The 25,541-nt window shown below is 45.4% G+C and carries 23 protein-coding genes; 9 read left to right on the top strand and 14 right to left on the bottom strand.

What is annotated here, in order from left to right:
- Positions 1-9: 9 nt before the first annotated feature.
- The 4 genes from OCU74_RS09405 to OCU74_RS09390 form a co-directional block, all read right to left on the bottom strand.
- On the bottom strand, positions 10-1,074 hold the full coding sequence (locus tag OCU74_RS09405; protein WP_087479481.1) for an HlyD family secretion protein: 1,065 nt from the start codon (positions 1,072-1,074) through the stop codon (positions 10-12).
- 17 nt (positions 1,075-1,091) lie between these two features.
- Positions 1,092-1,511, bottom strand: coding sequence for a MarR family winged helix-turn-helix transcriptional regulator (locus OCU74_RS09400; RefSeq protein ID WP_087479480.1), 420 nt, complete (start codon positions 1,509-1,511; stop codon positions 1,092-1,094).
- A gap of 293 nt (positions 1,512-1,804) precedes the next feature.
- On the bottom strand, positions 1,805-2,041 hold the full coding sequence (locus OCU74_RS09395; protein WP_143693103.1) for a hypothetical protein: 237 nt from the start codon (positions 2,039-2,041) through the stop codon (positions 1,805-1,807).
- Between the two features lie 205 nt (positions 2,042-2,246).
- Positions 2,247-3,176, bottom strand: a complete 930-nt coding sequence (locus tag OCU74_RS09390; RefSeq protein ID WP_087479478.1) for a 1-aminocyclopropane-1-carboxylate deaminase/D-cysteine desulfhydrase — start codon at positions 3,174-3,176, stop codon at positions 2,247-2,249.
- Positions 3,177-3,569: 393 nt separating this feature from the next.
- On the opposite strand from OCU74_RS09390, the gene fabV reads away from it, so the two are divergent.
- Positions 3,570-4,772 (top strand): enoyl-ACP reductase FabV, encoded by a 1,203-nt coding sequence (fabV, locus tag OCU74_RS09385; RefSeq protein WP_087479477.1) that lies wholly within the window; start codon positions 3,570-3,572, stop codon positions 4,770-4,772.
- A gap of 59 nt (positions 4,773-4,831) precedes the next feature.
- Here fabV and OCU74_RS09380 read toward each other — a convergent pair whose 3' ends face one another.
- The 5 genes from OCU74_RS09380 to OCU74_RS09360 form a co-directional block, all read right to left on the bottom strand.
- The gene (locus OCU74_RS09380) at positions 4,832-6,514 is read right to left on the bottom strand and encodes an aspartate:alanine antiporter (RefSeq protein WP_087479476.1); all 1,683 of its coding nucleotides are present in this window, start codon (positions 6,512-6,514) and stop codon (positions 4,832-4,834) included.
- Between the two features lie 207 nt (positions 6,515-6,721).
- The gene (locus tag OCU74_RS09375; protein WP_087479475.1) at positions 6,722-6,988 is read right to left on the bottom strand and encodes a GrxA family glutaredoxin; all 267 of its coding nucleotides are present in this window, start codon (positions 6,986-6,988) and stop codon (positions 6,722-6,724) included.
- Between the two features lie 184 nt (positions 6,989-7,172).
- The gene (locus OCU74_RS09370) at positions 7,173-8,027 is read right to left on the bottom strand and encodes a MurR/RpiR family transcriptional regulator (RefSeq protein WP_087479474.1); all 855 of its coding nucleotides are present in this window, start codon (positions 8,025-8,027) and stop codon (positions 7,173-7,175) included.
- Positions 8,028-8,331: 304 nt separating this feature from the next.
- A complete protein-coding gene (gene panP / locus OCU74_RS09365) occupies positions 8,332-10,008 on the bottom strand; it encodes a pyridoxal-dependent aspartate 1-decarboxylase PanP (RefSeq protein ID WP_087480093.1) in 1,677 nt (558 codons plus the stop codon).
- 154 nt (positions 10,009-10,162) lie between these two features.
- Positions 10,163-11,083 carry an HDOD domain-containing protein gene (locus tag OCU74_RS09360; RefSeq protein WP_087480092.1) on the bottom strand — a complete coding sequence of 307 codons (921 nt, stop codon included), beginning with the start codon at positions 11,081-11,083 and terminating at the stop codon, positions 10,163-10,165.
- 321 nt (positions 11,084-11,404) lie between these two features.
- Between OCU74_RS09360 and OCU74_RS09355 the strand changes: the two genes are divergently transcribed.
- A complete protein-coding gene (locus OCU74_RS09355) occupies positions 11,405-12,010 on the top strand; it encodes a TfoX/Sxy family DNA transformation protein (RefSeq protein ID WP_087479473.1) in 606 nt (201 codons plus the stop codon).
- Between the two features lie 62 nt (positions 12,011-12,072).
- Here OCU74_RS09355 and OCU74_RS09350 read toward each other — a convergent pair whose 3' ends face one another.
- The 3 genes from OCU74_RS09350 to OCU74_RS09340 all read right to left on the bottom strand — a co-directional run bounded on the left by OCU74_RS09350 (position 12,073) and on the right by OCU74_RS09340 (position 15,318).
- A complete protein-coding gene (locus tag OCU74_RS09350) occupies positions 12,073-12,621 on the bottom strand; it encodes a hypothetical protein (RefSeq protein ID WP_087479472.1) in 549 nt (182 codons plus the stop codon).
- Positions 12,622-12,848: 227 nt separating this feature from the next.
- The gene (locus OCU74_RS09345; RefSeq protein ID WP_087479471.1) at positions 12,849-13,349 is read right to left on the bottom strand and encodes a response regulator; all 501 of its coding nucleotides are present in this window, start codon (positions 13,347-13,349) and stop codon (positions 12,849-12,851) included.
- 16 nt (positions 13,350-13,365) lie between these two features.
- The gene (locus OCU74_RS09340) at positions 13,366-15,318 is read right to left on the bottom strand and encodes an ATP-binding protein (RefSeq protein ID WP_087479470.1); all 1,953 of its coding nucleotides are present in this window, start codon (positions 15,316-15,318) and stop codon (positions 13,366-13,368) included.
- A 215-nt stretch (positions 15,319-15,533) separates the two neighbouring features.
- Here OCU74_RS09340 and OCU74_RS09335 point away from each other — a divergent pair, with 215 nt between their 5' ends.
- Positions 15,534-16,787: a DUF945 family protein gene (locus tag OCU74_RS09335; RefSeq protein ID WP_087479469.1), complete on the top strand. Its 1,254-nt coding sequence runs from the start codon at positions 15,534-15,536 to the stop codon at positions 16,785-16,787.
- 159 nt (positions 16,788-16,946) lie between these two features.
- On the top strand, positions 16,947-18,041 hold the full coding sequence (serC, locus tag OCU74_RS09330) for a 3-phosphoserine/phosphohydroxythreonine transaminase (protein WP_087479468.1): 1,095 nt from the start codon (positions 16,947-16,949) through the stop codon (positions 18,039-18,041).
- A 58-nt stretch (positions 18,042-18,099) separates the two neighbouring features.
- Here the strand turns inward: serC and OCU74_RS09325 are convergent, their stop codons facing one another.
- Positions 18,100-20,316 (bottom strand): YgiQ family radical SAM protein, encoded by a 2,217-nt coding sequence (locus OCU74_RS09325; RefSeq protein ID WP_087479467.1) that lies wholly within the window; start codon positions 20,314-20,316, stop codon positions 18,100-18,102.
- Positions 20,317-20,526: 210 nt separating this feature from the next.
- Here OCU74_RS09325 and OCU74_RS09320 point away from each other — a divergent pair, with 210 nt between their 5' ends.
- Positions 20,527-21,207: a hypothetical protein gene (locus tag OCU74_RS09320; protein WP_087479466.1), complete on the top strand. Its 681-nt coding sequence runs from the start codon at positions 20,527-20,529 to the stop codon at positions 21,205-21,207.
- A gap of 93 nt (positions 21,208-21,300) precedes the next feature.
- Positions 21,301-21,498, top strand: coding sequence for a DUF4250 domain-containing protein (locus OCU74_RS09315; RefSeq protein WP_087479465.1), 198 nt, complete (start codon positions 21,301-21,303; stop codon positions 21,496-21,498).
- Between the two features lie 65 nt (positions 21,499-21,563).
- Here the strand turns inward: OCU74_RS09315 and OCU74_RS09310 are convergent, their stop codons facing one another.
- A complete protein-coding gene (locus tag OCU74_RS09310) occupies positions 21,564-22,034 on the bottom strand; it encodes an Lrp/AsnC family transcriptional regulator (RefSeq protein ID WP_087479464.1) in 471 nt (156 codons plus the stop codon).
- A gap of 156 nt (positions 22,035-22,190) precedes the next feature.
- On the opposite strand from OCU74_RS09310, the gene OCU74_RS09305 reads away from it, so the two are divergent.
- From OCU74_RS09305 to OCU74_RS09295, 3 genes are all read left to right on the top strand, one after another.
- Positions 22,191-23,402 (top strand): trans-sulfuration enzyme family protein, encoded by a 1,212-nt coding sequence (locus OCU74_RS09305; RefSeq protein WP_087479463.1) that lies wholly within the window; start codon positions 22,191-22,193, stop codon positions 23,400-23,402.
- A gap of 272 nt (positions 23,403-23,674) precedes the next feature.
- On the top strand, positions 23,675-24,484 hold the full coding sequence (locus OCU74_RS09300) for a transporter substrate-binding domain-containing protein (RefSeq protein WP_087479462.1): 810 nt from the start codon (positions 23,675-23,677) through the stop codon (positions 24,482-24,484).
- Positions 24,485-24,585: 101 nt separating this feature from the next.
- Positions 24,586-25,530: an amino acid ABC transporter permease gene (locus OCU74_RS09295; RefSeq protein ID WP_087480090.1), complete on the top strand. Its 945-nt coding sequence runs from the start codon at positions 24,586-24,588 to the stop codon at positions 25,528-25,530.
- Positions 25,531-25,541: the final 11 nt, after the last annotated feature.

Genomic DNA, 25,541 nt, shown 5'->3' with positions numbered 1-25,541 from the left:
ACCTGCCATTTACATTGGAAGCTGACGATGGTGGTTGGTATCTACCGTAACGATTGCACTTAAACCAGCTCTCAGCTGTGGCGCATTTGCTACCTTTTTCAATTGAATACGTACCGGAAGACGTTGGGTGATTTTGACCCAGTTTCCGGTTGCATTCTGAGCCGGAATGACAGAAAACTCTGCACCGGTTGCCGGGCTGAGGCTTTCGATAGTTCCCTGCCAGGTGTATCCCGGTACATAGTCAACGGTAATCGTTGCACTTTGGCCTGGTTTCATGTAGCTGGCTTCGGTCTCAGTAAAATTCGCTTCGATCCAGAGATTATCATCCGAGACCAATAACATTGCTGAAGCTCCGGGAGCAAGATACTGTCCTTTCTCTGCGACTTTAGTAACGATGCCACTACTTGGTGCATATACATTAACATGTTGCAGGTCGTTTTCTGCTTTATCCAGAGCAGCCAGTGCACTTTGGTATTTAGGGTGCTGTTCCACAGGAAGATCAACCCGTCCGCCAAGTGTTTCGGCAATCTGATGTAACTCTTTGTTTAATGCATTGATTTCCAGTTTCTGGACTTCGGTTTTCTGTTGGGCTGCATCGTATTCCGACTGTGAGATGTAATTTTGCTTCAGAAGATCGTATTGACGCTTCTGTTCTTTTTTCAGGTACTCGAACTGGCTGTGAGCGACTGCGATGTTAGCCTGCTTACTCTGATATTCTGCTTTTAATGTCGTCAGGCTCGTTTTGACATCATTTAAGTTGGCCTGAGCCTGTTCGACGGCAATGGCAAAAGGTTTCGGATCAATTTTCAGCAATAAATCACCTTCTGATACATGCTGATTCTCTTCAACAGCAACATCAATAATCCGGCCGGAAACAACCGGCGCAATCAAAGTCTTATCTGCTTTGACGTATGCGTTGTCCGTTTCGACATAACGTCCGCCATGCAGGTAGATCAACAGACTTGCCGCTATGACCAATAGCGGAACGACAAATAGTAGCAGGATACGTTTGATTTTACGTGCAGATGTTTTTGAGGAACGTACTTGATTTGGTTCTTTCTTTACTTCACTCATATCAGCCCTTCTCCAAATCAGGTGTGTGACACATTGTGATGAATATGCTTCAGTGTGCGGATAAATTGTTCGATGTCTTCATCGGGTAATCCGGCCAGAGCACTGCTCCAGACATCCTGACTGATAAGCCGGACCAGTTTCAGTTGCTCTTCAGCCTTGGGTTGCAGATAAATCCTGTGAGCTCTGCGGTCATTCGGATCCGGGCGCCGCTCAATCAGTTCTTCTTCCACCAGAGAGTCGATCACTCTGACCAGAGTCATCGGTTTAATTTCCAGCATTTCTGCCAGTTCAACCTGCTTGATTCCTTCGTGGTAGTAGATCTGAGTTAACGCTTTTGCCTGAGACAGGGTGATGCATGACAGGCGCGGATCGTTCTGAAACTGTTGCCGCATCAGCCGTGTGACATCCCACAGTAAATAACCGATCGATTGATTCATCGTAGTTCCGAAGTGTTCATCACTATTACAATAAGTTCTGCATATAATAAGCATTACTTACTATATGTAAATACCATTTTAGGGTAAGGTGTGATGAAAAAGTGAATAAATTTAATGCAGTTATTTGAAAAATAAATAAATTTTATTTTTAATTTGTTTGGTTCTGGCTGTTCTATAGGAATGAGTATCAGATGGGATTCATGTGACAGACTCGTTTCGGTGAGCTTATTCGGGGGTGAACGAGCTGTCACAGCGATATGACATGATGGAAACAGAAGCTGGTTGTGTCGGCATTAGCTGGCGTACGGATGTTTCCAGTGCACCATGCATCCATCTATGGGCAACGTGTATATCGTGGAGCGTGTTCCATGTTGTTGTTGCCGGATTTCCATTGCCCGGTACATCATCTCCGTCGTAGGTTGTTCAATATTAATCATGACACGTCGGGGCGTTTTGGTTGCCATGACAACCTCACATCCGTTTTGACGCAGTTTTTTGATCACCCGGGAAGATATTTGTTCAATTGCCATGTCCATAATTCACCTCATTTACTGTACTTGTCCAGGGGGTGTTGACCTGTCTTGGCTAAATACACGACAAATTGCTGTAAAAAACATCATGAAAGGTCAACGTGCCCTAACATATAGGTTGTCTTTAGCGGGAAGTTCGTTCCCTCAGAGGAGGAATTAACTGAAAGGTTATGTCTGTGTCAGCTTATCTTACAAGTTGTGAATATTACCCGTGGTATCTGTTTTTGGGGAGTTCAGGATATTTACGCTGATATCTGGCCTGCATACTTGTATTTCCTAGCAGGCCACCCTGATGAATATATATCAGGGGCGTGTCGGGATGGTTGGGTAGCCAGAGTTCTAAGCAACGCCACATCATCGGATCATACAGTAAATCAAACTCGACTCTGGTTTCACGGCAGAGATGCAGCCAGATTGCGTAGTCTTCCCGGTACAGTTTGCCAAAGTTATGTTTGTGCGGTAAAGACAGCACGGTCGGGTATGAAGTTGCACCCAGCGTATCCCACTGTTGCTGTAAATAGGATTCGCCGCCGACACAGGCACAGGTAAGTACCTGAATATGATGTGATGTCAGGTGTTGATGCAGATAAAGAGCAGTTGTCCCTGTTCCTGAAGGAAGAGCTATTACCGGATGAGTAATATGGTTTCTGCCAATCCAGTCAATAATTTCATCGCCGAGTGCAGCAACGCCCGGCTGTGCGATATCACAGCGTCCTCCTTCGGGAATCACCAGACAGGTTTCATCCGGGCAACGAACCTGTCGGATATATTCACAAGGATGCATTTCAGAGGCCGGTATTTGCCCGGTGGGATAGATTTTAGCTCCCAATGCCAGCGCAGCTTTGTAATTACCGATAGGGTGTGTAGCCAGCCAGTGAGGGATATGATCGACATAAAACTCAAACTGCCAGCCTCTTAACTGTGCCAGTGCGGCAAAAGAATAAAGAGAATTCGCCTGCGGTGAACCATAGCTAATCAGGGTTTTGATTTGGGGAAGAGGGGCATCAAGCAGTGGCATCAGTTTCCGGGCTTTATTTCCTGAAAACTGAGGATGCAGCAAATCATCCCGTTTAAGATAGAAATCTTTTCCACGAAAAGTGTGCTCGGTTACCGGACTATGAGTAAAAACATTCATGCAGGCAAGAATAGCTTGGGTTGATCAACTATGACAAGATTATCAGCCAAGAAAAAACCCAGTACAACACGTACTGGGCACTAAATAGGAGTTAACAAGAAAAAGCAGTATCAACAGAAAAGAAATCCAACATCTCTGTCAATCTTGTTAAATCAGACTGACGAAATAAAAGATGGTTCAATTTTTTTCTGATTTTTTGTGCTGATATTCCTCAATGATGGAAATATGCCTGAGCAAATCCGGGACGATTTCAGTCAGGGCTGCTGGTCTGGCCGGATGAAATTGATGAAAAGAGATCCAACCACTCGTATTTTAGGGGTAAATATTAAGAAATAAGGTGAGATTTTCAGGCGAAACTTTTATCCTAACGGGGTTTTTTAAAGGAAGTTGAATATGATCATCAAACCTAAAATTCGTGGATTTATCTGTACGACAACACATCCTGTTGGATGTGAAGCGAATGTCAGAGAGCAAATCGCTTATACAAAATCACAGGGAAGCATTGAAAATGCACCTAAGCGTGTACTGGTTGTCGGTTCTTCCAGTGGCTATGGGCTTTCCTCACGCATTGCTGCGGCTTTTGGCGGTGGTGCGGCAACAATCGGTGTTTTCTTTGAAAAACCGGGAACAGAGAAAAAGCCGGGAACGGCAGGATTTTATAATGCTGCTGCTTTTGACAAATGTGCTCACGAAGCCGGTCTGTATGCGAAAAGCATTAACGGTGATGCTTTTTCACACGAAGCAAAACAGAAAGCGGTTGAATTGATTCAGCAAGATCTCGGTCAGGTTGATCTGGTGGTTTACTCTCTGGCGTCGCCAGTGAGAAAAATGCCGGATAGCGGCGAATTGATCCGTTCATCTCTGAAGCCGATTGGGGAGACTTACACCTCAACAGCGGTTGATACCAACCGGGATGTCATCATTGAAGCCAGCCTTGAACCCGCGACAGAACAGGAAATTGAAGATACTGTTACGGTCATGGGCGGACAGGACTGGGAACTCTGGATGAATGCGCTGGATGAAGCGGGCGTTCTTGCAGAAGGTTGCAAAACAGTTGCTTACAGTTATATCGGTACTGAGCTGACCTGGCCTATTTATTGGGATGGTGCTCTAGGCCGGGCAAAAATGGATTTGGATCGTGCAGCAACAGCACTGAATGAGAAGTTAGGTTCAAAACAGGGTTCGGCCAATGTTGCGGTCCTGAAATCAGTTGTAACACAGGCAAGTTCTGCGATTCCGGTGATGCCGCTTTATATTTCAATGGTCTTTAAAAAGATGCGTGAAGAAGGCGTTCATGAAGGGTGTATGGAGCAAATCTATCGCTTGTTCAGTGAGCGTCTGTACCGGGCTGATGGCAATGCACCTGAAGTTGACGAGAAGAACCGTCTGCGTCTTGATGACTGGGAGCTGAGAGAAGACATTCAACAGCACTGTCGTGACTTGTGGCCACAGATTACAACTGAGAATCTGAAAGAACTGACCGATTATGAAGCCTATAAAGATGAGTTTCTGAAATTGTTCGGTTTTGGGGTTGATAGTGTTGATTATGATGCTGATGTAAACCCGGCAGTTGATTTTGATGTTGTCGATCTTTAAGCCAGTAGAATATAAAAAAAGCGCCGTAAGGGCGCTTTTTTTATATCATCAGTTAGCCGTTAACTGAGTAGAATAATGATGGTGCCGGTCAGTGTCATCAGGATGTTGGCAATGGTATAAGTACCGGCATAACCTAGCGCGGGAATTGTTGATTTCGCATATTCATTGACAATGTCCATAGCCGGGGCACAGGTTCTTGCTCCGATGATCGCACCGAAAAGTAATGCCCGGTTCATTTTTAAAATATAAGCACCGATCAGATAGGCAAACACGACCGGGACAACACTGACCAGAAAGGCCAGACCAATCACCTGAATTCCGACTTCAGATAAATGTTCAAACATGCTTCCCCCGGCACTTAAGCCGATACCGACCATGAAAATCATCAATCCCAGATCTTTAGTCATATTTAATGCACCTTGCGGGACATAACCAAAAGTTGGGTGATTGGCCCGTAAAAATCCTAAAGTAATGCCGGATAGTAAGAGCCCGACGGCATTTCCCAGGCCAAAAGAAACCTGACCGAAGGTCATGGTAATTAAGCCCAGCGTAATTCCGAAAATGAAGAAAGCACAGAAAGCCAGCAGGTCAGCCATTTGACTGTGTATCGAGATAAAGCCGATTTTATCGGCCAGCCCCTGAACCCGGCTCTTTTCTCCACTCACCTGAAGGAGATCGCCTTTAGTCAGAACAATATCTGAGTCCATCGGCATTTCAATTTGTGCCCGGACAACCCGGTTCAGAAAGCATCCATACTCAGAAAGGTTAAGATCTGACAGCCGTTTACCGACCATACTGTCGCTTTTGACGACAATCTCTTCTTCCGAAATACGTAAGTCGAGCAGATTCCGGTCAAAGACTTCTTTACCATTTCTGAAGCTGGGATCCAGCCTGGCATGACTGTCAGGAAAACCAACCAGCGCAATTTCATCGCCTTCCTGCAAAATGGCATCTCCATCAGGGTGCGCTAAAATGCCGTTGCGTCGGATACGTTCGATGTAGCATCCCGTCTGACGGTAGATCCCCAATTCCCGAAGATTACGTCCGTCAATCCAGTTGGTTAACTCTTTTCCAACCCGGTATGCCCGGATGATCGGTAAGTAAACCTTACGTTGCCCGTTGTGGCCCAGACCCCGTTCACGGGCAATCTGCTGGGCTGAATCTGATAAATTCTGTTTTTGTAGTCGGGGCAGGAGTTTTGCGAACATGATCATACTGATTAAGCCGATAAGATAGGCCATGGCATAGCCGACAGAGACATTTTCCAGAACCCGGGACATGTCCATGTTGTGTGGGATTTCTGCCAGCCCGGAGTTGAGCGCATCCTGTGCCCCTACAAGTATCGGTGTGGATGTGAGCGCTCCGGCCATCATCCCGGCAGACAATCCATAATCCAGATGCAGTATCTGCCCGCCGAAATAGGTAATCAGATTGGCAATTATCAGTACAGTGAGGCTCAGAATAAGGTAGTGTTTACCATCCCGGAAAAATATACCAAAGAAGTTCGGACCGGCTTCAATTCCGACACAATAAATAAAGAGCATAAAACCAATGGTCAGTGCCTCTGAATTCAGTGAGAAGCCAAGATGTCCCATGAGCAGTGAGGTCATCAGGACACCGATAGAATTGCCGACTTGCAGGCTACCGAAGCGAATTTTCCCCAGAGCCAGACCACACGCCAGAACAACAAAAATAAGTAGAATAGGGTTTTCTTTTAACAGCAATACAACGTTTATATTCACAACTCAACTCAGTGGGGTGGAAAGGAAGATAAGCAAGTGAATTGTATCTGAATTGCAAGAAAAAATAAGTGAATTTTTGGTGGTTTTTTATATGGGAAAGAATTTTCTTCTTGGAGAGGGCGATTCAGTAGAGAGGAAACACTATAAATAGTCAGAAAAACAAAACCTGCCAGATTATTGGCAGGTTAGTGATATTCATGACGGGGATTATTCGTCGAAAAGACCCAGATTTTCTTTGGCATAAGCTTCAAATTCTGTGCAGCCGCCAATATGGTTTTGGTCGATGAAGATTTGAGGAACAGTTTCGACTGGTTTTCCTACGGTTTTTTCCAGGTCGGCTTTGCTGATGCCTTCTGCCTGGATATCAACGTAGCGGAAATTAAAATCGTCGCGTTTTTCTTTTAATGTTTCTGCATGTTCTTTTGCCCGGACACAGAATGGGCAGCCAGGACGACCAAAAATCACTACAAACATAACTTTCTCCTTCATGTGTTGTTGGCGTAACTATGCCTGAAGTCACCTAGGAAATAAAGTTACATCTGCCTCTTGTTTTAATAGATTAAATCTATCGTTTTAACGATGAACAGTCAAAACGAAACGGGCCCATCACCGGCCCGTTTCGTTTGGAAACACATCAATGTGTCATTTTATCAAAATCTCAGAACTGAGAGAGTTTATCGTAGCGGGAGTCTTTCAATGCATCTTTAACCCGTTTGAGATTTTCCCGGAAGCCGGAACCGCGACGTAATGTAAAGCCGGTTGCAAGTACATCAATCACGGTCATCTGTACCACCCGACTCGCCATTGGCATATAGACATCGGTATCTTCCGGTACATCAAGACAGATCGATAGGGAACTGGCTTTATCCAAAGGTGAGTCTTTTGCGGTGATCGAAATGACGGTCGCACCGTTTTGTTTTGCCAGATGGGCGATTTCAACCTGACTTTTGGTCCGGCCGGTGTGAGAAATTAGCACAACAACATCATTATCGGTACAGTTGATACAGCTCATTCGCTGCATGACAATATCTTCAAAACAGGAAATCGGAATATTGAAACGGATAAATTTATTCTGTGCGTCACGAGCTACGGCAGAGGATGCTCCTAAACCAAAAAACGAGATTCTCTTGGCCTGAGTCAGTAGATCAACCGCACGATTGATCTGAGCTGAATCAATGCTGTTTTTAGCAACATCAAGACAAGCCATTGTCGATTCGAAAATTTTATGTGTGTATGCATCAGGGCCATCGTCTTCTTCGACGTTACGGTTCACATAAGGTGTACCATTTGCCAGACTTTGGGCCAGATGAAGCTTGAAGTCAGGAAAGCCTTTGGTATCTAAACGGCGACAGAAACGGTTCACCGTGGGCTCACTCACATCAGCCATTTTGGCAAGTGTTGCGATACTGGAATGGATTGCAGTTTGTGGCGACGCCATAATTACTTCTGCAACCTTTCGTTCAGACTTGCTAAAATTTTCCAGATTTTTTTGAATTTTTTCTAATGTATTCATAGTGTTCACACGGAAAAAGAGAACATATCAGGGATTCGACCTGACCACCGGCGATATCGAATCATGATGTTCAAAGAATTTAACATTCATCACGAAGCGGGCATGAGAAAAGAGTATAAACGTATGCACCGATAATCCTGTAACATTTCAGGTTATCGGATGATAAGAATATGACAGGCCTCAAACTAAATTTCATACCATTCCTTAATTTTACCGGTAAATCGGAAAAAATAGTATTTCACCCATGCAAAATGATTCATTTCTTACACCAGGTGGAAATAAAATTTCATTTCATGTGATCTATTTACGGTGTTATGGATGGTTCGTGACTGTTGCCTACAGACAGAATACTCTCGGTAGTATGTTGTATCTGACTGAGTAGCAGCGGGGCTAATGTTGCAATATGCCGCTGTTCTTCCAGTACGGCATGTAAGATATCCTTCGTTGTCAGAGGATTGGCCAGAACAACCCGGAAAACGACTGTATCCAGATGTTGCCACCGGTCTGGGTTCAGCCGGGTTCTGGAAACGAATGATTTTCCTGATTCTCTTTGTTTTTTCTGAATGAATTTTGTCAGTTCATTCAACTGTTGGTTGAGCCGGGCCAGCGTATCACCGGAGCTCTGTTGTAGAGCAAGGCGTGTCTGCTCAGGGACGTAACGATAAGTGAGCAAACATAGCTCAGGTTCGGAAACCAGTTCAAAGTCACTTTGCTGTTGGATGAGGTCTGCAAAATAGGCTGCTTTCTGAATACTTTCATTCACTAACAGCTCATATCCGGCACGACTAATGATATGCATACAAGCATAAACCAGCATTGCCATTCCCGAACGGGAACCTTCCAGTGTCCTGCTGCCCAGATCTTTGGAGCCCTCACGCAAGATATATTGGGCATGATGTTCGATCGCATGCGTCGATGTGGGCGATTTAAACAGGACCATTCCAGCACCCATCGGAAGATAGAGCTGCTTATGGGCATCGATTGTCACCGAGTCTGCTTTTTCGATACCGTGCAGCAGATGACGGTACTGATTCGACATCAGTGTTGCTCCGCCCCAGGCTGCATCTACATGAAAGTGGCAGTTCTCCTGTTGACAGATGTCGGCAATCTCGGCAAGAGGATCAATATTTCCGGTTTCGGTAGTACCGGCGACGCCAACAACGGCAAATGGCAGAATTCGTTGTTGCTTCAAACGTTGAATCGTTTTTTTCAGGGCTTCTGGTTTGACCTTATGGTGTTCATCTGTCGGGACGGCAACCAGTCCTTCCTGACCTATTCCCAGTAAATCCGCGGCTTTTTTCAGAGAATAGTGACCTCTTTCTGAAACCAGAATTGCCAGTCCTTCATAACCATAATATTTCATGGCCCGGAACAGGCCTTCTTTTTCGACTCCCTGAAATGTTCCCTGAGCCTTCAGGGCATTATTTCGGGCAACCCATAATGCGGTAATATTCGCAATAGTTCCACCGGAGCAGAATGCGCCTAACGAATGATTCGCACTGTGCATCCACTGAGAATAGAAATCATCGGTTCCGGAATAGATTAACCGGTGTAACATACCGACAACCTGACGTTCCAGTGGTGTAAAAGCTTTGGACGTTTCAATTTTGACCAGATTCTGGTTCAGGGCAATCATGATTTTTGACAGAGGCATCAGAAAGTAGGGTAATGCCGAAGTCATATGACCGATAAAACTGGGGGCTGATGTATGGACAGACTGGGCAACAACCTTATCCAGTAAATGCTGGGTATGATCAGAAACAAACTCCGGGAGTTCCGGAATTTGGGATGACAGGAAGTCTTGCTCAATTGCTTTTAGCGGTTTTTCTTCGGAAACAATATGTTCCCGTAGAAACTGATTGAGGTTTTGCGAAATCTCTTCTTCAATTTTCGTCAGTGTAGAACCCGGACCTTCCGGCACAGTGAAAATTCGAAGCAGGCTGTCAAAATTGGCTTCCGCTGTTTTGCTTTTTAAAACCATAAAGCTGTCATATCGTGTCATTGCCTATTCTGGCGGGACAATCTAAACGAAAACGGAACGAATGTCCCGAATTAATTCGCAGACCAGCCGGAATCAGCCGTAAACAGCCCCCGGGAAAGTGACGGCTGTTTATGTGCAGAAAGAATGAATGTGCTCAAAATCCTGATGAATGGATAATTGAACGGATTTTGGTGTTAAAGTCCGAATCAGATAAGTTACTCAATTCATATAAAACTTCGGCACCGGTCGCATTGATCTCCACTTCATGGTCTTCAATGCTGGCATCTTGCTGACGGAAGAGCAGCAGGTGATATGCAATTTTTGCGATGTCGAGGTAGGAAACGTCCCCAGACTTGTTCGGAATTTCTTTGTTTGTTGCAACAGAAAGAAAGTCTTGGTCGAAACCCCAGGTCTTCAGCACATGATAACTGGTTCGGTCACAGCGTGATTCGAAAATGCGCATGGCCAGATCGTGGTCGAGATAGTTACCCTGCTCAAGATAGATATGATATTCATTGAGCAGACAGAATAACCCGATATCTGCCAACAGACCGACCAACAATGCCTTATCTGGTTCCAGATAGGCATACTCCTGAGGATCCAGTTCTTTAAATGTATTGGTCACCAAGACCATGGTTGCGCAGAGCTTTCTCGAATTGTTCGCACTTTGCCGCAGAATTTGATTGCAGTCATCGCGAAGGTTGACTGAATATTTCAGTTGCTTAACTGCTTGTGCCGTAACGATATCCCTGACCCGGAAAATTCCAAGTCTGGCCACTGCCGTATTGATATCACTGTAGGCGATATTTCTTGAGTTGAAAATGACAGAATTAGCAATTCGTAAGACGACGGCCGTCAGGCCGGGGTCATTGATTAAACACTCTGCCACATCCGTTACCGTCGTGCTTTCATCCAGACAGAGCTTCTGAATTTCCAACACGACCTGAGGGATCGGCGGGAGTTCAATTTTCCCATTTTGTATAGACAATTCAACCATTTGGGCGAATTCGGTTTCTATTGCCTGAAACAAGGCTTGCTGATCGCTCGGAAGCCAAAAAAAAGAGACGTGATTCATATTCATCAGATTCGTTGTTATTTACATTATTTTACCAGTCGCACTGATAGCCCCGCAATGAAATATCGGTGATCGCGAGAAATTATTGGCGATACGCTCAAATTGAGAATACACACGCATATTTATTATCCCCATATGGTTGGTATAGATTTGATGGGACTCATTTCACACCGCATGCCGAGATTTTAGAAATCAATTCGTTATATCTTTTTAGCCGACAATAAAGGCGATATCCCGGACGTTCCCACAATGAATTCCCAAGTTATCGCTAACAACAAGTCAGCCTGAAATGTACACATAATGATTACTGAGGCTAGGTAAATGATAGCAACAAAATTTTTTGATTACTTAATGGAAAGAGAAAATTTTGACACTAAGTCAATATTTGGGGATGTAGGATTATTTTGTCAGGATGCCATGTTTGCTTTGGTCTGTGCGAATCATATTTATATCCGGGGCGGGGGTGTACTGGACGAGAAGCTAGTATCGTTGAATTGCTCAAAGTATGTCTTTGTTAAAAAACAAAGTATTTCTAAAGTAAATTATTACGATATTACTGAATTGTTTCGATCCGGGTATCCGTATCTCGGAGATATCATCAGTCGTGCTAAAGCGTTGGCTATCTGTCAGAAAAGGCAGAAATATTCATTGTCGAATCGACGATTGAGAGATCTGCCCAATTTGCATCTGACCATAGAACGAATGTTGAAGAAATCGGGAATCCCCGATGTGGCCGCATTCTTTAAACTGGGAGCTACGAGAGCATTTCTGAAAGTCAGGCAATTATACGGTGCGACAGCCGATGTTAAGCTGCTATGGAAATTTGTTGGGGCAATTGAAGAAGTTCACTGGAAATTAATTCCGGAGAAACGTAAGCAACAGGTATTGAATGAGTGCTGCTCGCTTGCAGAAGAAGAGGAGGGATAACGAACAACAGCCAAGTCATTTAACTTGGCTGTGTTAGTGTCACTATCAACTATGCCGGTACATTAGTATTTGAATCGGGCACTCAGCATGATTTGATCATCATATGTGTCGTTGAAACGGGCTTCAGCAGCAACAGAGAACAGCTCTGTTGAATGGAAACGGGCATATGCTGAACCCAGCCAGTCATCATTACTGTCAATAGTCAGATAACCGATTTTACCACCCACTTCGAGTTGTGGACCAAGCCATTGGCGAACTCCCAGGTTCAGTTCCATGCCAGTATCGCTGCCTCGGGAATCATCGTAATCGACCATACGAACCAACATCTCACCGGTAAAATCGGCCCAGTTATTGATGGGGGCATGGAAGCCTAAGCCGCCAGATAAGTCGTAATCGCCTTCAAGCTTTGAATCCACTCGCCCAATTACATGTGCATTAGGGTGAACAGACATGCTGAGACCGGCACCATAGGTGTTTGGACTGATACCGATTCGGGCTTCGTAGTAGTCATAACTGAAATTGCTCATCACTGATGGGCTGTTTGGATCTACCGCTGCAAATGTGTATCCAGATGCTAGTAACAACACTGTTGCACTAATAATTTTACGCATAACTAAACCTATCTTATTCATGATCCCTGTAAAAATGACAGTATTTCTGCTTTCAATCAACCCTTTATCGCATCATAAACCGAATAGGAGGCATAATGCTACCGTAAGAGTGTCATGCTTTTGTCGTGTGAGTAAATAAATTGCAAATACAATGCCATAAATGACAAATTAAACATCTTTATGGCATAGGCGAGAATTTTTTGTACAAATGATGCTTCTGACTTTGGTTATTCACCAAATTCACTTCGTCGTTGTGAGAGTGCCGATAATATCTCGGCAGCATCCAGTACTTTGACCCAGGGAGAAAGATCTGATTCATTTTGAATCATATACTGGGTGAGTTGGTGTTTGACGACCTGGCGAAGTTCATCTCCCTGCCAGGGTTTACTGATGTAAAAATCCAGGCATGCATGATTAATTGCTTCAACAGTATCGTCGAGCCCTGCCTGACCCGTCAGCAGAATTTTTCTGGCAGCCTCCGTCTGAGGATCAGTATTAAGTTCTATCAGAAATTGAATCCCGGTTTGTTCCGGCATAATGTGATCACACAAAATCAGAGCCAGCGGTATTTCCTGTTGCTGACAGTCGGCAATGACTTCTCGTGCTTCCGGGACCGACTGAGCAGCCTCAACGACAAAATATTCTTCAAAGCAATCCAGATCCTGTGCCACGCTGTCCAGAATCTCCCGCTCGTCGTCAACACAGAGGATCAAATAGCGTTGATTCATAATGTGTGCTCCTTATTCATGATTGCGTGTGTTTATCTGACTCTGAATTCTCCAGAGGCAGATAAACATGAATCGCAGTTCCTTCACCAACCCGGGAGTCGAGCTCGATCCAGCCCTGATGTTGTTGAATAATCTGCTGACAGACTGAAAGTCCGATCCCCAAACCGAAGTTTCCTTCCTTTTTGGTGGTAAAGTTTAGTTCAAAAATTTTCTCTTTCAGCTCATCCGGAATTCCGATGCCGTTATCTGCGACGGTGACGCAGAGATAAGGGCGTTGCTCATGTTCTGTGATACGGGTTTGTATCTCAATTTGCCCATTTTGTTCGGGAAGGGCATCAATCGCATTTGAAAGCAGATTAACCCAGACTTGTTGCAGGGCTGTCGGCTGGCCGTAGACCAAAGATGTGTCCGCATATTCTTTAATCAGGTGGTGCCTTTTGAGCCGGTTTTCAAAAATAACCAGTGTATCTTCGAGACCTTCATGAATATTGACCGTGAGATACCGTTCATCGTCGGTCCGGGCATAACTTTTCAACCCCTTGACCATATCGGCAATCCGCTGAGCACAGATAAGAACAGAACGCAAAGAGGTTCCGGTCCTCATGTAATGCTCCAGTTGATGGACATAAGCTGTTGCCTGTGTCTTATCCGTATTCAGTTGTTCTATCAGATCGTCATCATTGTCCAGGTTTAATTTGACCAGTTTTTTCGCCAGACTCCGGTCTGGTAATTTTGTTTCCAGTTCCTTAATCCGCTGTCTTTCTTCTGAGGTAGAAATAGGTGAGACAGTCATCGAGTGGTGCAGCAGTGTGGCCGCCTGCTCGGTAAAAGCAGTTGTATGTGTGTTGAAAATCCATTGTATCTGCTCTGCCAGCGTTTCTGCTCCCCGGAGAATAGCTGCAACAGGATTATTCAGTTCATGAGCTACACCTGCTACCAATTGACCGAGAACGGCAAGTTTTTCCCGCTCCACTAATTGTTGCTGAGTTGTTTCCAGAGATTCGAGTGTTTTCTGTAACTCCAGCTTTGTGGTAATACTGCGTTGCAGGCGTCGGTTAAAGTGACGTAAAAGCAGGTTAGTAAACAGTGGTAGTAACTGGCTATTGGAATGCATGACTTTAGCAAAAACATCTCTGTCAAGCTTGATTACGTGGGTTTTCGTCAGCGTAATTGCTGTAGAAAAAGAAGGTTCGCCGGTAACGAAGGACATGCCGCCAACCAGATTGCCTTTCTGATGGCGGACAACTTCACGCTCATGTCCTAATTCATCTTGTTTAAACAGGGCAACTTCACCTTTGGTGATAAACCACAAAAACTGATTTTCTTCCCCTTCTCTTGTCAGCAGATGATTGGGGGAATAGGTTCGGCAGGCGCGTGTTTCATCTTTTTTCTCAAAGAATGAATACAGCGAAATTATGACGTTTTCAGCCAGTTCGGTATCGCTCATCTGGTGGTAATCATTGATGAAACCCTGCCGGAAGTTTCTCATCGAATTATCTACATGAGCCCGCAGTAGTTGTTTCTGATCAAGAACTTGACTGTAGTCCAGTAAGTTGTCAGATTCTGCATTGAGAATAAAATGAGTCAGCTCTTTGTAGGCCGTTTTATACAGCATCCGGTTGGGAAGGGGTTTGGTGAGAGCGTGGTCCAGTCTGCCTTCGTTAACGGCTGAAAGAATCGCCTGAATATCTTTTCCCGCACTGATGAGTACTTTTCGGGCATTCTTTGTATGGGGAAGTTTATCCAGCTGGATTAGAAAGTCTGCGCCGTTGAGTGCATCATGATGGCAGGCAATCACTAAAGCGACAATTTGTGAACGTTCGTGAATAAAATCCAGTGTATACTGAGCGTCACTGATAGAATCTACACAGTAGAGATCAAACAGACCGGTAAAAGGTGTCAGCTCACTTTGATACTGTTCCACACTAATCGGATTGTTATCTAAACAGATAATCGCATAGTCGTTCACAATGCTCTCACTGGCAGGGATGTTTTTCTTAAACTTTACCAAGGTTTTACAAATCAGGATGAGAGCTAAGTTCTATAATGAACGGTTTGCCGGTGAAATTTAATGATATACCCAAGTGACCTTCTGCCCATCTGGTTTGATGGTTACTTAGATATACAATGGTTACTTAGATATACACAGTAGAATAAGACAATAAACAAAAGAGATCCTTTGTTATGAATCAACTTAAAAAAATAGCTGCGGTTGGTGGTGCGGTTTGTCTGGTCGCTTCCTGGCCGCTGGTTGTCGGACAGATTGCGCAAAGTGTATTTAATGACAATATAGCAACGATTAATAATCGGTTAGTTAGCGGAAAAATTCTGACTTACGATCGCGGGTATTTTTCATCTCATGTTGAAACAGAAATTCAGGTGATTGATCCGGGGTTAAAAGAACAGATGCAGGATGATGGTTTCCCGACCTCATGGGTTTTTAGCACTGAGGTGAAACATGGTCTTTTTTCGATTGATGCGATGACCCGGCTCAAAGATCATCAGGATATTCCGGTGCAAATCACAACCCGGACACAACTCAATGGAAATACTCAGTTTGAGATGGATAGTCAGGTCATTCATTATCAGGGAAATGCGTGGTCGTTGTCTTTAACTCCGGCATCACTTTCCGGTTCTGTGACGACATTGGGAGAAGTTGATTATCAGCTTGATATGCCATCGGTCCAGTTTAGTGACACAGATTTTCAGGTGAAGCTGGACAATATTCGTGGTAACGGACAGGGAAAGAAAGAGAAGGGATTCTGGGTCGGTTCCCAGACTTTGCAGGTTGAGAAAGCGGAGATGTCTGATTCTGCTGATTTGGAGCAGTTTACTTTAGAGAAAGTAGGTTATCAGAATACATCATCTCTGGATGCTAACCGTGAACGGTATGACACCCGTCAACAGTTCAATATTGCTAACATTTCAGCTCAGGATGGTGTGATTGAGCACCTGAATGTGATTTTCTCCATGGGGCAGCTTGATGCCGATAGTCTGGCTGAGATAGCCCGGGTCGTGGAACATTATACGGAGATGAGTCAGGAAGATACCCAGGATTTACAGAAAGCGTTGGATCAACTGGTATCAAAAGGATTTTCAATGTCTCTGGAACAGCTGGATATCGGTTTGCCTCAGGGACAGATTGAATCAAAAGTGGACCTGAAATTACCGGAAGCAACTGAAGGGATGGCACAGGATCCGTTTGCTATTGTCAAAAAACTGACGGGCCATGTTGAGAGCCATGTTCCCCGGACAGTTGCAGAAGCATTTCCGGTACTTCGTCAGGGAGTTGACGAATTGGTTGCGATGGAGATGATGAAGGAAAGCGGAGATGTTTATCAGATGGATGCCGTGGTAAAAGATGGTAACCTTGTTTTTGATAGCGGGAAAGAAGTGCCGCTGACGGTTTTACTGATGTCGTTGATGATGAAAATGTAAACGTTTTGTGTCTTTCAATCCCCTTATTCAGGGTGATTGAAGTTCTAATATCCGAAAAGAGGCAATTCGCCTCTTTTCTGCTTTTTTTGTCGCATAAAAAGTGATATTAATCAAAGTCACTATAATAACCGTATGATTGACCGTAGGAGCAACGAACCCATGGAGTTAAAGTCTGACACCGTGTATAACTTCAGTGCAGGCCCTGCAGCTTTACCGAAAGCCGTGATGGAAAAGGCGCAAGCCGAGTTTATCAACTGGAATCAACTGGGCACATCCGTGATGGAAATCAGCCATCGCAGTAAAGAGTTTATTCAGGTCGCCCAGGAGGCGGAGCAGGATCTTCGGGATCTGTTGAATATTCCTGATAATTATAAAGTACTGTTCTGTCAGGGAGGCGCCAGAGCTCAGTTTGCCGCGGTTCCGCTGAATTTATTGGGACAGGCGACTAAAGCGACCTATATTGACGCTGGATACTGGGCAGAAAGTGCTATTGATGAAGCAGAAAAATACTGTGAAATTGATGTCTTTGATGCAAAAACCAACATTGATGGGCAGACAGCGGTGAAGCCTGCCAGCGAATGGCAAGTCGATGCAGATTCGGCATATGTCCATTTCTGCCCAAATGAAACAATTGACGGAATTGAAATCAACGATTTACCTGTGACGGATAAACCTATTGTTGCGGATATGTCTTCTAACATTCTGTCCCGGGAAATAGATGTCAGTAAGTATGGTGTGATTTATGCCGGAGCACAGAAGAATATTGGTCCGGCAGGTATTACAATTGTGATTGTGCGCGATGATTTGCTGGAACTGGCTCAGAATGCTCTGCCAAGTGTGCTGAACTATAAAGTGCTGGCGGAAAAAGATTCGATGTTCAATACGCCACCAACCTATGCCTGGTATCTCTCTGGTCTGGTCTTCAAATGGTTGAAGAGTCAGGGCGGCGTGAAAGCAATTGAACAGATCAACCGTGAGAAAGCCGATGCGCTTTATGGTTATATTGATCAGTCACCATTCTATCGGAATACGATTCACCCGGATAACCGTTCCCGGATGAATGTTCCGTTCCAGCTGGCAAAACCGGAACTTGACGCGAAGTTTCTTGAGCTGGCAAAAGAAAGAGGTTTGGTTGCACTGAAAGGCCACCGCGCTGTCGGTGGTATGCGGGCATCGATTTATAATGCGATGTCACTTGAAGGTGTTCAGGCTCTCGTTGCATTTATGCAAGAATTTGAAGCTGAATACGCATAAATCAAGGCCTGAATCATTGTTAAAAAACGCAGCGGACTGGCTGCGTTTTTTTATGGAATTATGCTACGGGCTTCGATTTTCCGGCATTTTTCCCCCGTTGTTGTGATTTGGGGGGCCGGGAGGGCTTTCCATGATGATTATTTCCGTTACCTTCCCGTAGCGGGGCAAATCCCGGCTGGGATTTGGAGTGTTTCGTGGCAAAGCGGTTGGCACCATGTCTGCCGGATTTTCTCCGTTGTGCCGGTGTCTGTTTTTGTTGATCTTCTGCCGGAATCAGACAATGAGGTCCGTCACCAATCAGATGTTTTTTCCCCATTTCGGTGAGTGCCTGTCGTAGCAAAGGCCAGTTTTTCGGGTCGTGATAACGTAGTAACGCTTTGTGCAAACGGCGTTGACGCTCGCCTTTTGCGACCGGAACGACTTCCCGTTTCTTATATTTGACCCGCTTCAGTGGATTGGTCTCAGCATGGTACATCGCGGTTGCATTACACATAGGAGAAGGATAGAAATTCTGTACCTGATCGCATTCAAAATTGTTTTTCTTCAGCCATAACGCGAGATTGAGCATGTCCTCATCTTCAGTTCCGGGGTGGGCCGAAATAAAGTAGGGAATCAGGTATTGTTTTTTTCCGGCTTCAGCACTGTATTTTTCGAACATAGATTTGAATTGTTCGTAAGTTCCCATGCCGGGTTTCATCATTAGATCCAATGGGCCTTTTTCTGTATGTTCCGGTGCAATTTTCAGATAGCCACCCACATGGTGGGTGACCAGCTCTTTGACATATTCCGGTGATTCAATGGCCAGGTCGTAACGGACGCCGGAAGCAATCAGTACTTTTTTGACACCTTCGACCTGACGGGCTGCCCGGTATAGATCAATCGTATGTTTATGATCCGTATTTAATTTATGGCAGATTCCCGGAAAGACACAGGAAGGGCGGCGGCAATTGGCCTCAGCTTTCGGATCGGAACAGCCCAGACGGTACATGTTGGCTGTCGGTCCGCCTAAGTCTGAGATAGTACCGGTGAAGCCGGGAACTTTGTCCCGAATCTCCTGAAGTTCATCCAGAATGGATTCTTTCGAGCGATTCTGAATAATTCTGCCTTCATGTTCTGTGATGGAGCAGAAGGAGCAGCCACCGAAGCATCCACGCATGATATTGACCGAGGTTTTGATCATATCATAAGCCGGAATTTTAGCTTTTCCGTAACGTGGATGAGGAACTCGGGCATAAGGCAGGCCAAACACGAAGTCCATCTCTTCTGTGGAAAGCGGAATTGGAGCCTGATTAACCCATAGCTCCCGGTCGCCATGTTTTTGAATTAATGCTCTGCCGGAATACGGGTTAGTCTCCAGATGGAGAACACGGCTGGCGTGTGCGTAGAGAATACGGTCATTGACCAGTTTCTCATAAGATGGCAGACGTACCGCCGTTGTTTCCGCATCATGCCGGGAAGGGCGAACAGTAATCGGTTGTGCTGCCGACTCATTTTCTGCGTTGGATTCGCAGGCAGGCTCAGCCTGATAAGGATTGGTCGGTACAAACGGTTTTCCTGGTTTTTCTATCCGGGAAGAATCAATAATTCGGTAATTTTCCGGTGCTTCTGAGCAGATCACGGCGGTGCCGCGAATTCGGGTCATTGACTGGATTGATTCTCCTTTGGCGAGCCGGTGGGCTACTTCGATTAGCGCCCGCTCTGCATTACCGAAGAGCAGGATATCGGCTTTCGCATCGAACAGAACCGAACGGCGGATTTTATCAGACCAGTAGTCATAATGGGCAACCCGCCGCAGGCTGGCTTCAATACCGCCTAAAACAATGGGCGTATCCTTATATGCTTCGCGACAGCGCTGAGAATAGACCAGTGTCGCCCGGTCAGGACGCTTGCCGCCTTCATTGCCGGGTGTATAGGCATCATCGTGGCGAAGCTTTTTATCCGCAGTGTAGCGATTGATCATCGAATCCATGTTTCCGGCAGTGATCCCGAAAAACAGGTTCGGACGGCCCAGAGCCATAAAGTCTTGCTTATTATGCCAGTCCGGCTGCGGAATGATGCCGACCCGGAATCCCTGGGATTCCAGAAGGCGGCCAATAATCGCCATACCAAAGCTTGGATGGTCAACATAGGCATCACCGGTGACGATGATGACATCACAGCTATCCCAGCCTAACTGGTCCATTTCTTTTCTGCTGGTCGGCAGAAATGGCGCATTGCCGAAGCACTCGGCCCAGTATTTCTCATAGTGATGAATCGGCGTGATGTTGCTGTGCATATTTTGACCTCATGAATGTGCGGCGGGCATTATAGCGGCAAGTGAAGGGCGTCGCCAGCATCATCCGTCCACAAAATAAACAGGGATATTGATTTTATCTCTGATGATACCGGCCAGATGGTTCAGACTGGTAAATCTGCATAATCCGGCTTTCTTCTGTGGGGGTTTTTGGTATGATCCCGCTATCCCATTCTATCGTCAGATGTTGTTATGCTGAATGCACTTATTTCCGTACTGGTCCCGATGGCTGCCGGTGCTCAATTGATACTTACGCTGGTATTAGCAAAAGGAGAGATTTGTCCCGGACAGCGAGGAAGAATTCACCGTCTTCTCCCGGTTTTGCTGGTGTTATGGCTGTTGGTTGCTACCCAGCATCTGTATGTCCTGCTGGTAGTTGCCCTGACGGGATATTTTTACTCTCAGGTCAAAACCGGAAAGACCCGGCAAGAAGGACCTCTCAAGATTCTTTATCTGGCGAATGTGCTGGCTGGGATAACTTTATTACATGATGTGCTGACTGCACCGAACTGGATTGCGGCCGTGATGATGGTACTGTCATGCCTGTTGCTGGGTACAATGGCTGCACATTTATTGCTAACGGTTGCCAGAACCCGTTTGCAAGCTTTTCACCGACTGCTGCCGGTCGCAGGGATTCTGGCAGCAATGCTGCTGACTCTCTGTATCGTTCCGTTTACTTCTGGTATGGCATCTTCTCAGTTACAAGATACACTCCAGTTGATTCTGGTCTGTTTCTCTCTGCTGGTGACCGCAGTGATTATCTGGTCATGGCATCTGCTGACGACGAAGAGTGTTGATAGAATTCAACTGGCAATTTCCTGTCTGGTGCTATTAACCTCAGTGAGCGGATTCCATCAGCTTTATTTTAGTTAGTCAAATTTAGAACTACACTTATATTTGAGATTATTCAGAGGCGATCAGTCTCTGTGTCTTACGGGATTTGGAACAACCCAAAGGAGTGTGGTTATGGATTTTTCAAACGTTGGTCGTTTAGACAGTTCTATTCTGCTTGGTATTGTCAATGAGAAATTGCGGCTGGAATGTGAAAGTTTTGAGGAATTGACTGTCACTTATGAACTTGATTCTCAGGTGGTTGTCGATAAGTTAGGTCATCTGGGCTATCAGTATGATCCGCTAACAAATCAATTTAAAGCTGAGCACTAAAGCGTGTCGGACAGCCGCCGGGGGGAATGTATTCTCCCGGCTTTTTTCTATCCATCTTATCCAGTCTAGAGCTCATCTGGTATTGGTGTATAGAAAGTACGTTTGGGACTATCCAGAACGACATGAGTCGTGACACGCCGGATTCTGGGGTTTGCCTGCATTAGCTTTTCAATAAAGGCATCATATTCCAGTGCACTTGCGGCAGTCACCAGTACCATCAGATCAAACTGGCCGGTGACATAATAGATTTGCTGGATATTTTCTTTGTGTTCGGCCCAGCTTTTGAAGTGGGATAAAGTCTGGTAGTTATCCCGCTCAATCTCCAAACCCGCTATAAAACTCATATGATTCATCAGATATTGCGGATCAATGATGGCTACTTCCTGTTGAATGACACCTTCCTGACGTAACTTCTTGATACGCCGCTGCACTGCTGAGGCGGATAGCCCAATCTGTTCGGCAATTTTTTCTGTCTGGAGCCGACAGTTTCGTTGCATGATATCAAGTATCTTTTTATCAAATAGGTCGAGTGGCATGTGATTAAGTGTTCTTGAACGCGGATTTTCTGCATATTGTCATAAATAATGCAGAAAAACACGTCGAGAATAGGTAATTCTGCCGTTTAACTGCCCATTTTTTACCAGATACTATTCTGGCGCACCCATCCTGAAACTAATGGAAGTTTATCGTTTATGTCTACTCAGCCTTCGCAATACAGTCCTGAAACGCTGGCGCTTTCTGCCGGATTTGTACCTGACCGGGAAACACAAGCAATGACACCGCCTATTGCGATGTCTGTGAATCACTGTTTTATCCCGGAGGATGGTTCATTTTCAGCACATGGGATCGATGATCTGACGGAAGCACCGTTTCTCTATGCCGGCTGGACTAACCCGACAGTCCGGCAACTGGAACAGCGAATCGCTGCACTGGAATGTACCGATGATGCTTATGCGACGACAACAGGAATGGCGGCATTGTCGGCAGTATTTTTCTCATTCTTGCGAGTCGGCGATCATTTGATCATCAGTGATGTCTGTTACGCAGCGGTTTATGAAATGGCAAGAGAGATATTGCCGGATTACGGGATTGAAGTGAGTACGGTGAATCTGACGGATCTGGAAGCTGTCGCGAAGGCGATTCGTCCCAATACCAGACTTATTCATGCTGAGAGTCCCTGTAATCCGCTATTACGTCTGACCGACCTGAAACAACTGGCTGATTTAGCCAGACAACACAATATACTTCTTTCGGTTGATTCAACATTTGCAACGCCGGTGATTACCCGACCGGTAACTCTGGGTGTTGATATTGTGGTTCATTCCCTGACCAAATTCATGAATGGTCACGGGGATGCTCTGGGTGGGTGTGTTGTCGGCAGAAAAGCGCTGATAGCTCAGATTCGTTCAAGGGCAGGGGTTTATCTCGGCGCAACGATCAACGCCCATAATGCATGGCTGATCATGCGTGGGATCGAGACGTTATATCCACGGATGAAAACCATGAGTGAGTCGGCACTCCAGATTGCCCGATGGCTTGAAAAGCATCCCCGGGTAAAGCAGGTGAATTATCCGGGACTGGCTTCTCACCCCCAGTATCAGCTTGCGGGTCAACAGATGGCTCATGGTGGTGGCATTATTGTATTTCAGACGGATGACATGGATGAGATTGCCCGGCGCTTTGCCGAAGATGCCCGATTGTTCTATTACGCTTATTCCATCGGGCATCAGCGTAGTCTGGCAGTCTTGCTGAAAACGGCTGATTTGATGGAATCAACCTACAATATGACAGTGGAACAGGAAAAAGAGTACCGGGATTACGCCGGAGATGGATTATTCCGACTTTCAATTGGTCTAGAAAACCCACAAGATCTTATCGCGGAACTGGATAGATTACTGGGTTGATTTGTCATCTCTCGTTCAATGGATCTTATTGAACACGCTCAAAAACCTGCATTTTAAGCGAAGATTACAGGAGATAAGCAACTGTCCGTATAGGTAGATACTTTGTAGATAATGTTGTTATTAATTGTGAAGAAAGTATTGAAAAGTGCTACCGTTCTGTCGCACTATGTTACAGATAACTGGGCTGAATCATTCAGCGCAGATCACAACACAACATCGCATTTCTTGATGGAAATGGTCGCAGATAGATATAAAAATCATAAAGGGACAGTATGAATAAATTATTAAAATCAGCAATTGCTGGCGCGGTACTTGCGTGTTCCGCGTTGACGACTCAGGTTAATGCAGCACCGCAATCTGCACTGGAGAACATCCTTAACAAAGGGGAGCTCAGAGCTTGTTTTGACGCTGGTTATGTGCCATTCGAGATGAAAACCAAAGATGGTCGTTTTGTCGGTTTCGACTTAGACATGGCAAAACATATGGCACGATCTATCGGAGTGAAGTTCGTTCCGGTCAATACGGCATGGGATGGTATTATTCCGGCACTTCAGACCGATAAGTGCGATATTATTATCTCCGGAATGACTATTACACCGGAACGTAACCTGAAAGTTAACTTTGCCGACCCGTATATTGTCATCGGACAGTCTGTGCTGATTTCTCCGAAACTGGCTGGCAAGATTGAAAGTTATAAGGATCTGAATGATCCGAAATATACACTGACCAGTAAGCTGGGAACCACTGGAGCAGAAGCTGCCAAACGTTATATCCCGAAAGCGAAACTGGATCTTTATGATACAGAAGCTGATGCCGTTCTTCAGGTTTCGAATGGTAAGGCTGATGCCTACGTTTATGACCTGCCATACAATGCAATTTATGCCGCTCAGCATCCTCAGCAGGTGACCCATCTGGATACACCGTTTACTTATGAACCTCTGGGATGGGCAATTCGCCAGGATGATCCTAATTTCCTTAATTTCCTGAATAATTACCTGCGCCAGGTGAAAGGCGATGGTACTTATCAGCGCATTTATGACAAATGGTTCAAATCTGACAGTTGGCTGAAAGACGTTCAGTAATCCTCTGAATACTTTTTTAGCTATATTGAATTGATATGAAGTACCGGACCGGGGGTTTTCCCCTTGTCCGGATGATCAGTAAACAGAAGAGAATCATTGTAATGCAGTCAAAATCCAGACGCTGGATAGGCCATGGAATTTATGCCGTGATTATGGTTCTGCTGGTAGGTGCCATCTATTTCTCCGGCAAGACGATTAATTATAACTGGCATTGGGATCGCCTGTGGCCCTATATCGTCAATACTGAGATGCAGGATATTCGTGCTCAGGGTGACGGAACCTCGGTGATCGAAGGCGACCAGATTATCGTGAAATTCGATAACGGAAACCCGGATCAGGTCATCAAAAAATATGATCGGCGGGTTATTGGTAATGGAGATTTGGTCTTTGAAGGGGACACGCTTGCCCAAGTCAAAGACTGGAAATTCGGACCGATAGCCATGGGGCTTTGGGTCACGGTTAAAATCTCTTTTATCTCATTGTTTTTTGCGATTCTGCTGGGGCTGATTTTTGGCCTGATGCGGGTTTCTAAAAATCATACCGCCCGGGATCTCTCCCTGACTTATGTTGAAATTATTCGCGGTACGCCATTACTGGTGCAGATTTTTATCGTTTATTTCTTCATCGGTACCGTTTTGGATCTGGATCGGTTTACCGCCGGTGTTGTGGCATTATCCGTGTTTACCGGCGCATATGTTGCAGAAATTATCCGGGCAGGTATCCAGTCTATTGCGACCGGTCAGATGGAAGCCGCACGCTCTTTAGGGATGACCTATCCGCAAGCGATGCGCTATGTCGTATTGCCTCAGGCATTTAAGCGGACGCTACCTCCATTGGCAGGGCAATTTATTAATCTGATCAAGGACTCGTCTTTGGTTTCGGTGATTTCGATTACCGATTTGACCAAAGCCGGGCGGGAAGTTGTTGCCGGAAGTTTTGCACCATTTGAAGTGTGGTTTACCGTAGCAGCACTTTATCTGCTTGTAACCGGTTCACTGTCGTGGGCAATCCAAGTGTTAGAAAAGAGGTTATCGGCCAGTGACTAGTCAGTATACCG

This window comes from Vibrio mangrovi (assembly GCF_024346955.1).
Classification (GTDB): Bacteria; Pseudomonadota; Gammaproteobacteria; order Enterobacterales; family Vibrionaceae; genus Vibrio; species Vibrio mangrovi.
Note: the sequence above shows the minus strand (reverse complement) of the source record. Positions and strands in the feature narration are given on the sequence as shown.

Coding starts and splice junctions, on each gene's coding strand:
- serC (WP_087479468.1), top strand. CDS start 16,947: ATGGAGTTAAAGTCTGACACCGTGTATAACTTCAGTGCAGGCCCTGCA.
- OCU74_RS09320 (WP_087479466.1), top strand. CDS start 20,527: ATGCTGAATGCACTTATTTCCGTACTGGTCCCGATGGCTGCCGGTGCT.
- OCU74_RS09370 (WP_087479474.1), bottom strand. CDS start 8,027: ATGAATACATTAGAAAAAATTCAAAAAAATCTGGAAAATTTTAGCAAG.
- OCU74_RS09375 (WP_087479475.1), bottom strand. CDS start 6,988: ATGTTTGTAGTGATTTTTGGTCGTCCTGGCTGCCCATTCTGTGTCCGG.
- OCU74_RS09390 (WP_087479478.1), bottom strand. CDS start 3,176: ATGAATGTTTTTACTCATAGTCCGGTAACCGAGCACACTTTTCGTGGA.
- OCU74_RS09325 (WP_087479467.1), bottom strand. CDS start 20,316: ATGCACAGCAACATCACGCCGATTCATCACTATGAGAAATACTGGGCC.
- OCU74_RS09355 (WP_087479473.1), top strand. CDS start 11,405: ATGATAGCAACAAAATTTTTTGATTACTTAATGGAAAGAGAAAATTTT.
- fabV (WP_087479477.1), top strand. CDS start 3,570: ATGATCATCAAACCTAAAATTCGTGGATTTATCTGTACGACAACACAT.
- panP (WP_087480093.1), bottom strand. CDS start 10,008: ATGGTTTTAAAAAGCAAAACAGCGGAAGCCAATTTTGACAGCCTGCTT.
- OCU74_RS09345 (WP_087479471.1), bottom strand. CDS start 13,349: ATGAATCAACGCTATTTGATCCTCTGTGTTGACGACGAGCGGGAGATT.
- OCU74_RS09400 (WP_087479480.1), bottom strand. CDS start 1,511: ATGAATCAATCGATCGGTTATTTACTGTGGGATGTCACACGGCTGATG.
- OCU74_RS09360 (WP_087480092.1), bottom strand. CDS start 11,083: ATGAATCACGTCTCTTTTTTTTGGCTTCCGAGCGATCAGCAAGCCTTG.
- OCU74_RS09405 (WP_087479481.1), bottom strand. CDS start 1,074: ATGAGTGAAGTAAAGAAAGAACCAAATCAAGTACGTTCCTCAAAAACA.
- OCU74_RS09395 (WP_143693103.1), bottom strand. CDS start 2,041: ATGGCAATTGAACAAATATCTTCCCGGGTGATCAAAAAACTGCGTCAA.
- OCU74_RS09295 (WP_087480090.1), top strand. CDS start 24,586: ATGCAGTCAAAATCCAGACGCTGGATAGGCCATGGAATTTATGCCGTG.
- OCU74_RS09335 (WP_087479469.1), top strand. CDS start 15,534: ATGAATCAACTTAAAAAAATAGCTGCGGTTGGTGGTGCGGTTTGTCTG.
- OCU74_RS09305 (WP_087479463.1), top strand. CDS start 22,191: ATGTCTACTCAGCCTTCGCAATACAGTCCTGAAACGCTGGCGCTTTCT.
- OCU74_RS09310 (WP_087479464.1), bottom strand. CDS start 22,034: ATGCCACTCGACCTATTTGATAAAAAGATACTTGATATCATGCAACGA.
- OCU74_RS09300 (WP_087479462.1), top strand. CDS start 23,675: ATGAATAAATTATTAAAATCAGCAATTGCTGGCGCGGTACTTGCGTGT.
- OCU74_RS09350 (WP_087479472.1), bottom strand. CDS start 12,621: ATGCGTAAAATTATTAGTGCAACAGTGTTGTTACTAGCATCTGGATAC.
- OCU74_RS09315 (WP_087479465.1), top strand. CDS start 21,301: ATGGATTTTTCAAACGTTGGTCGTTTAGACAGTTCTATTCTGCTTGGT.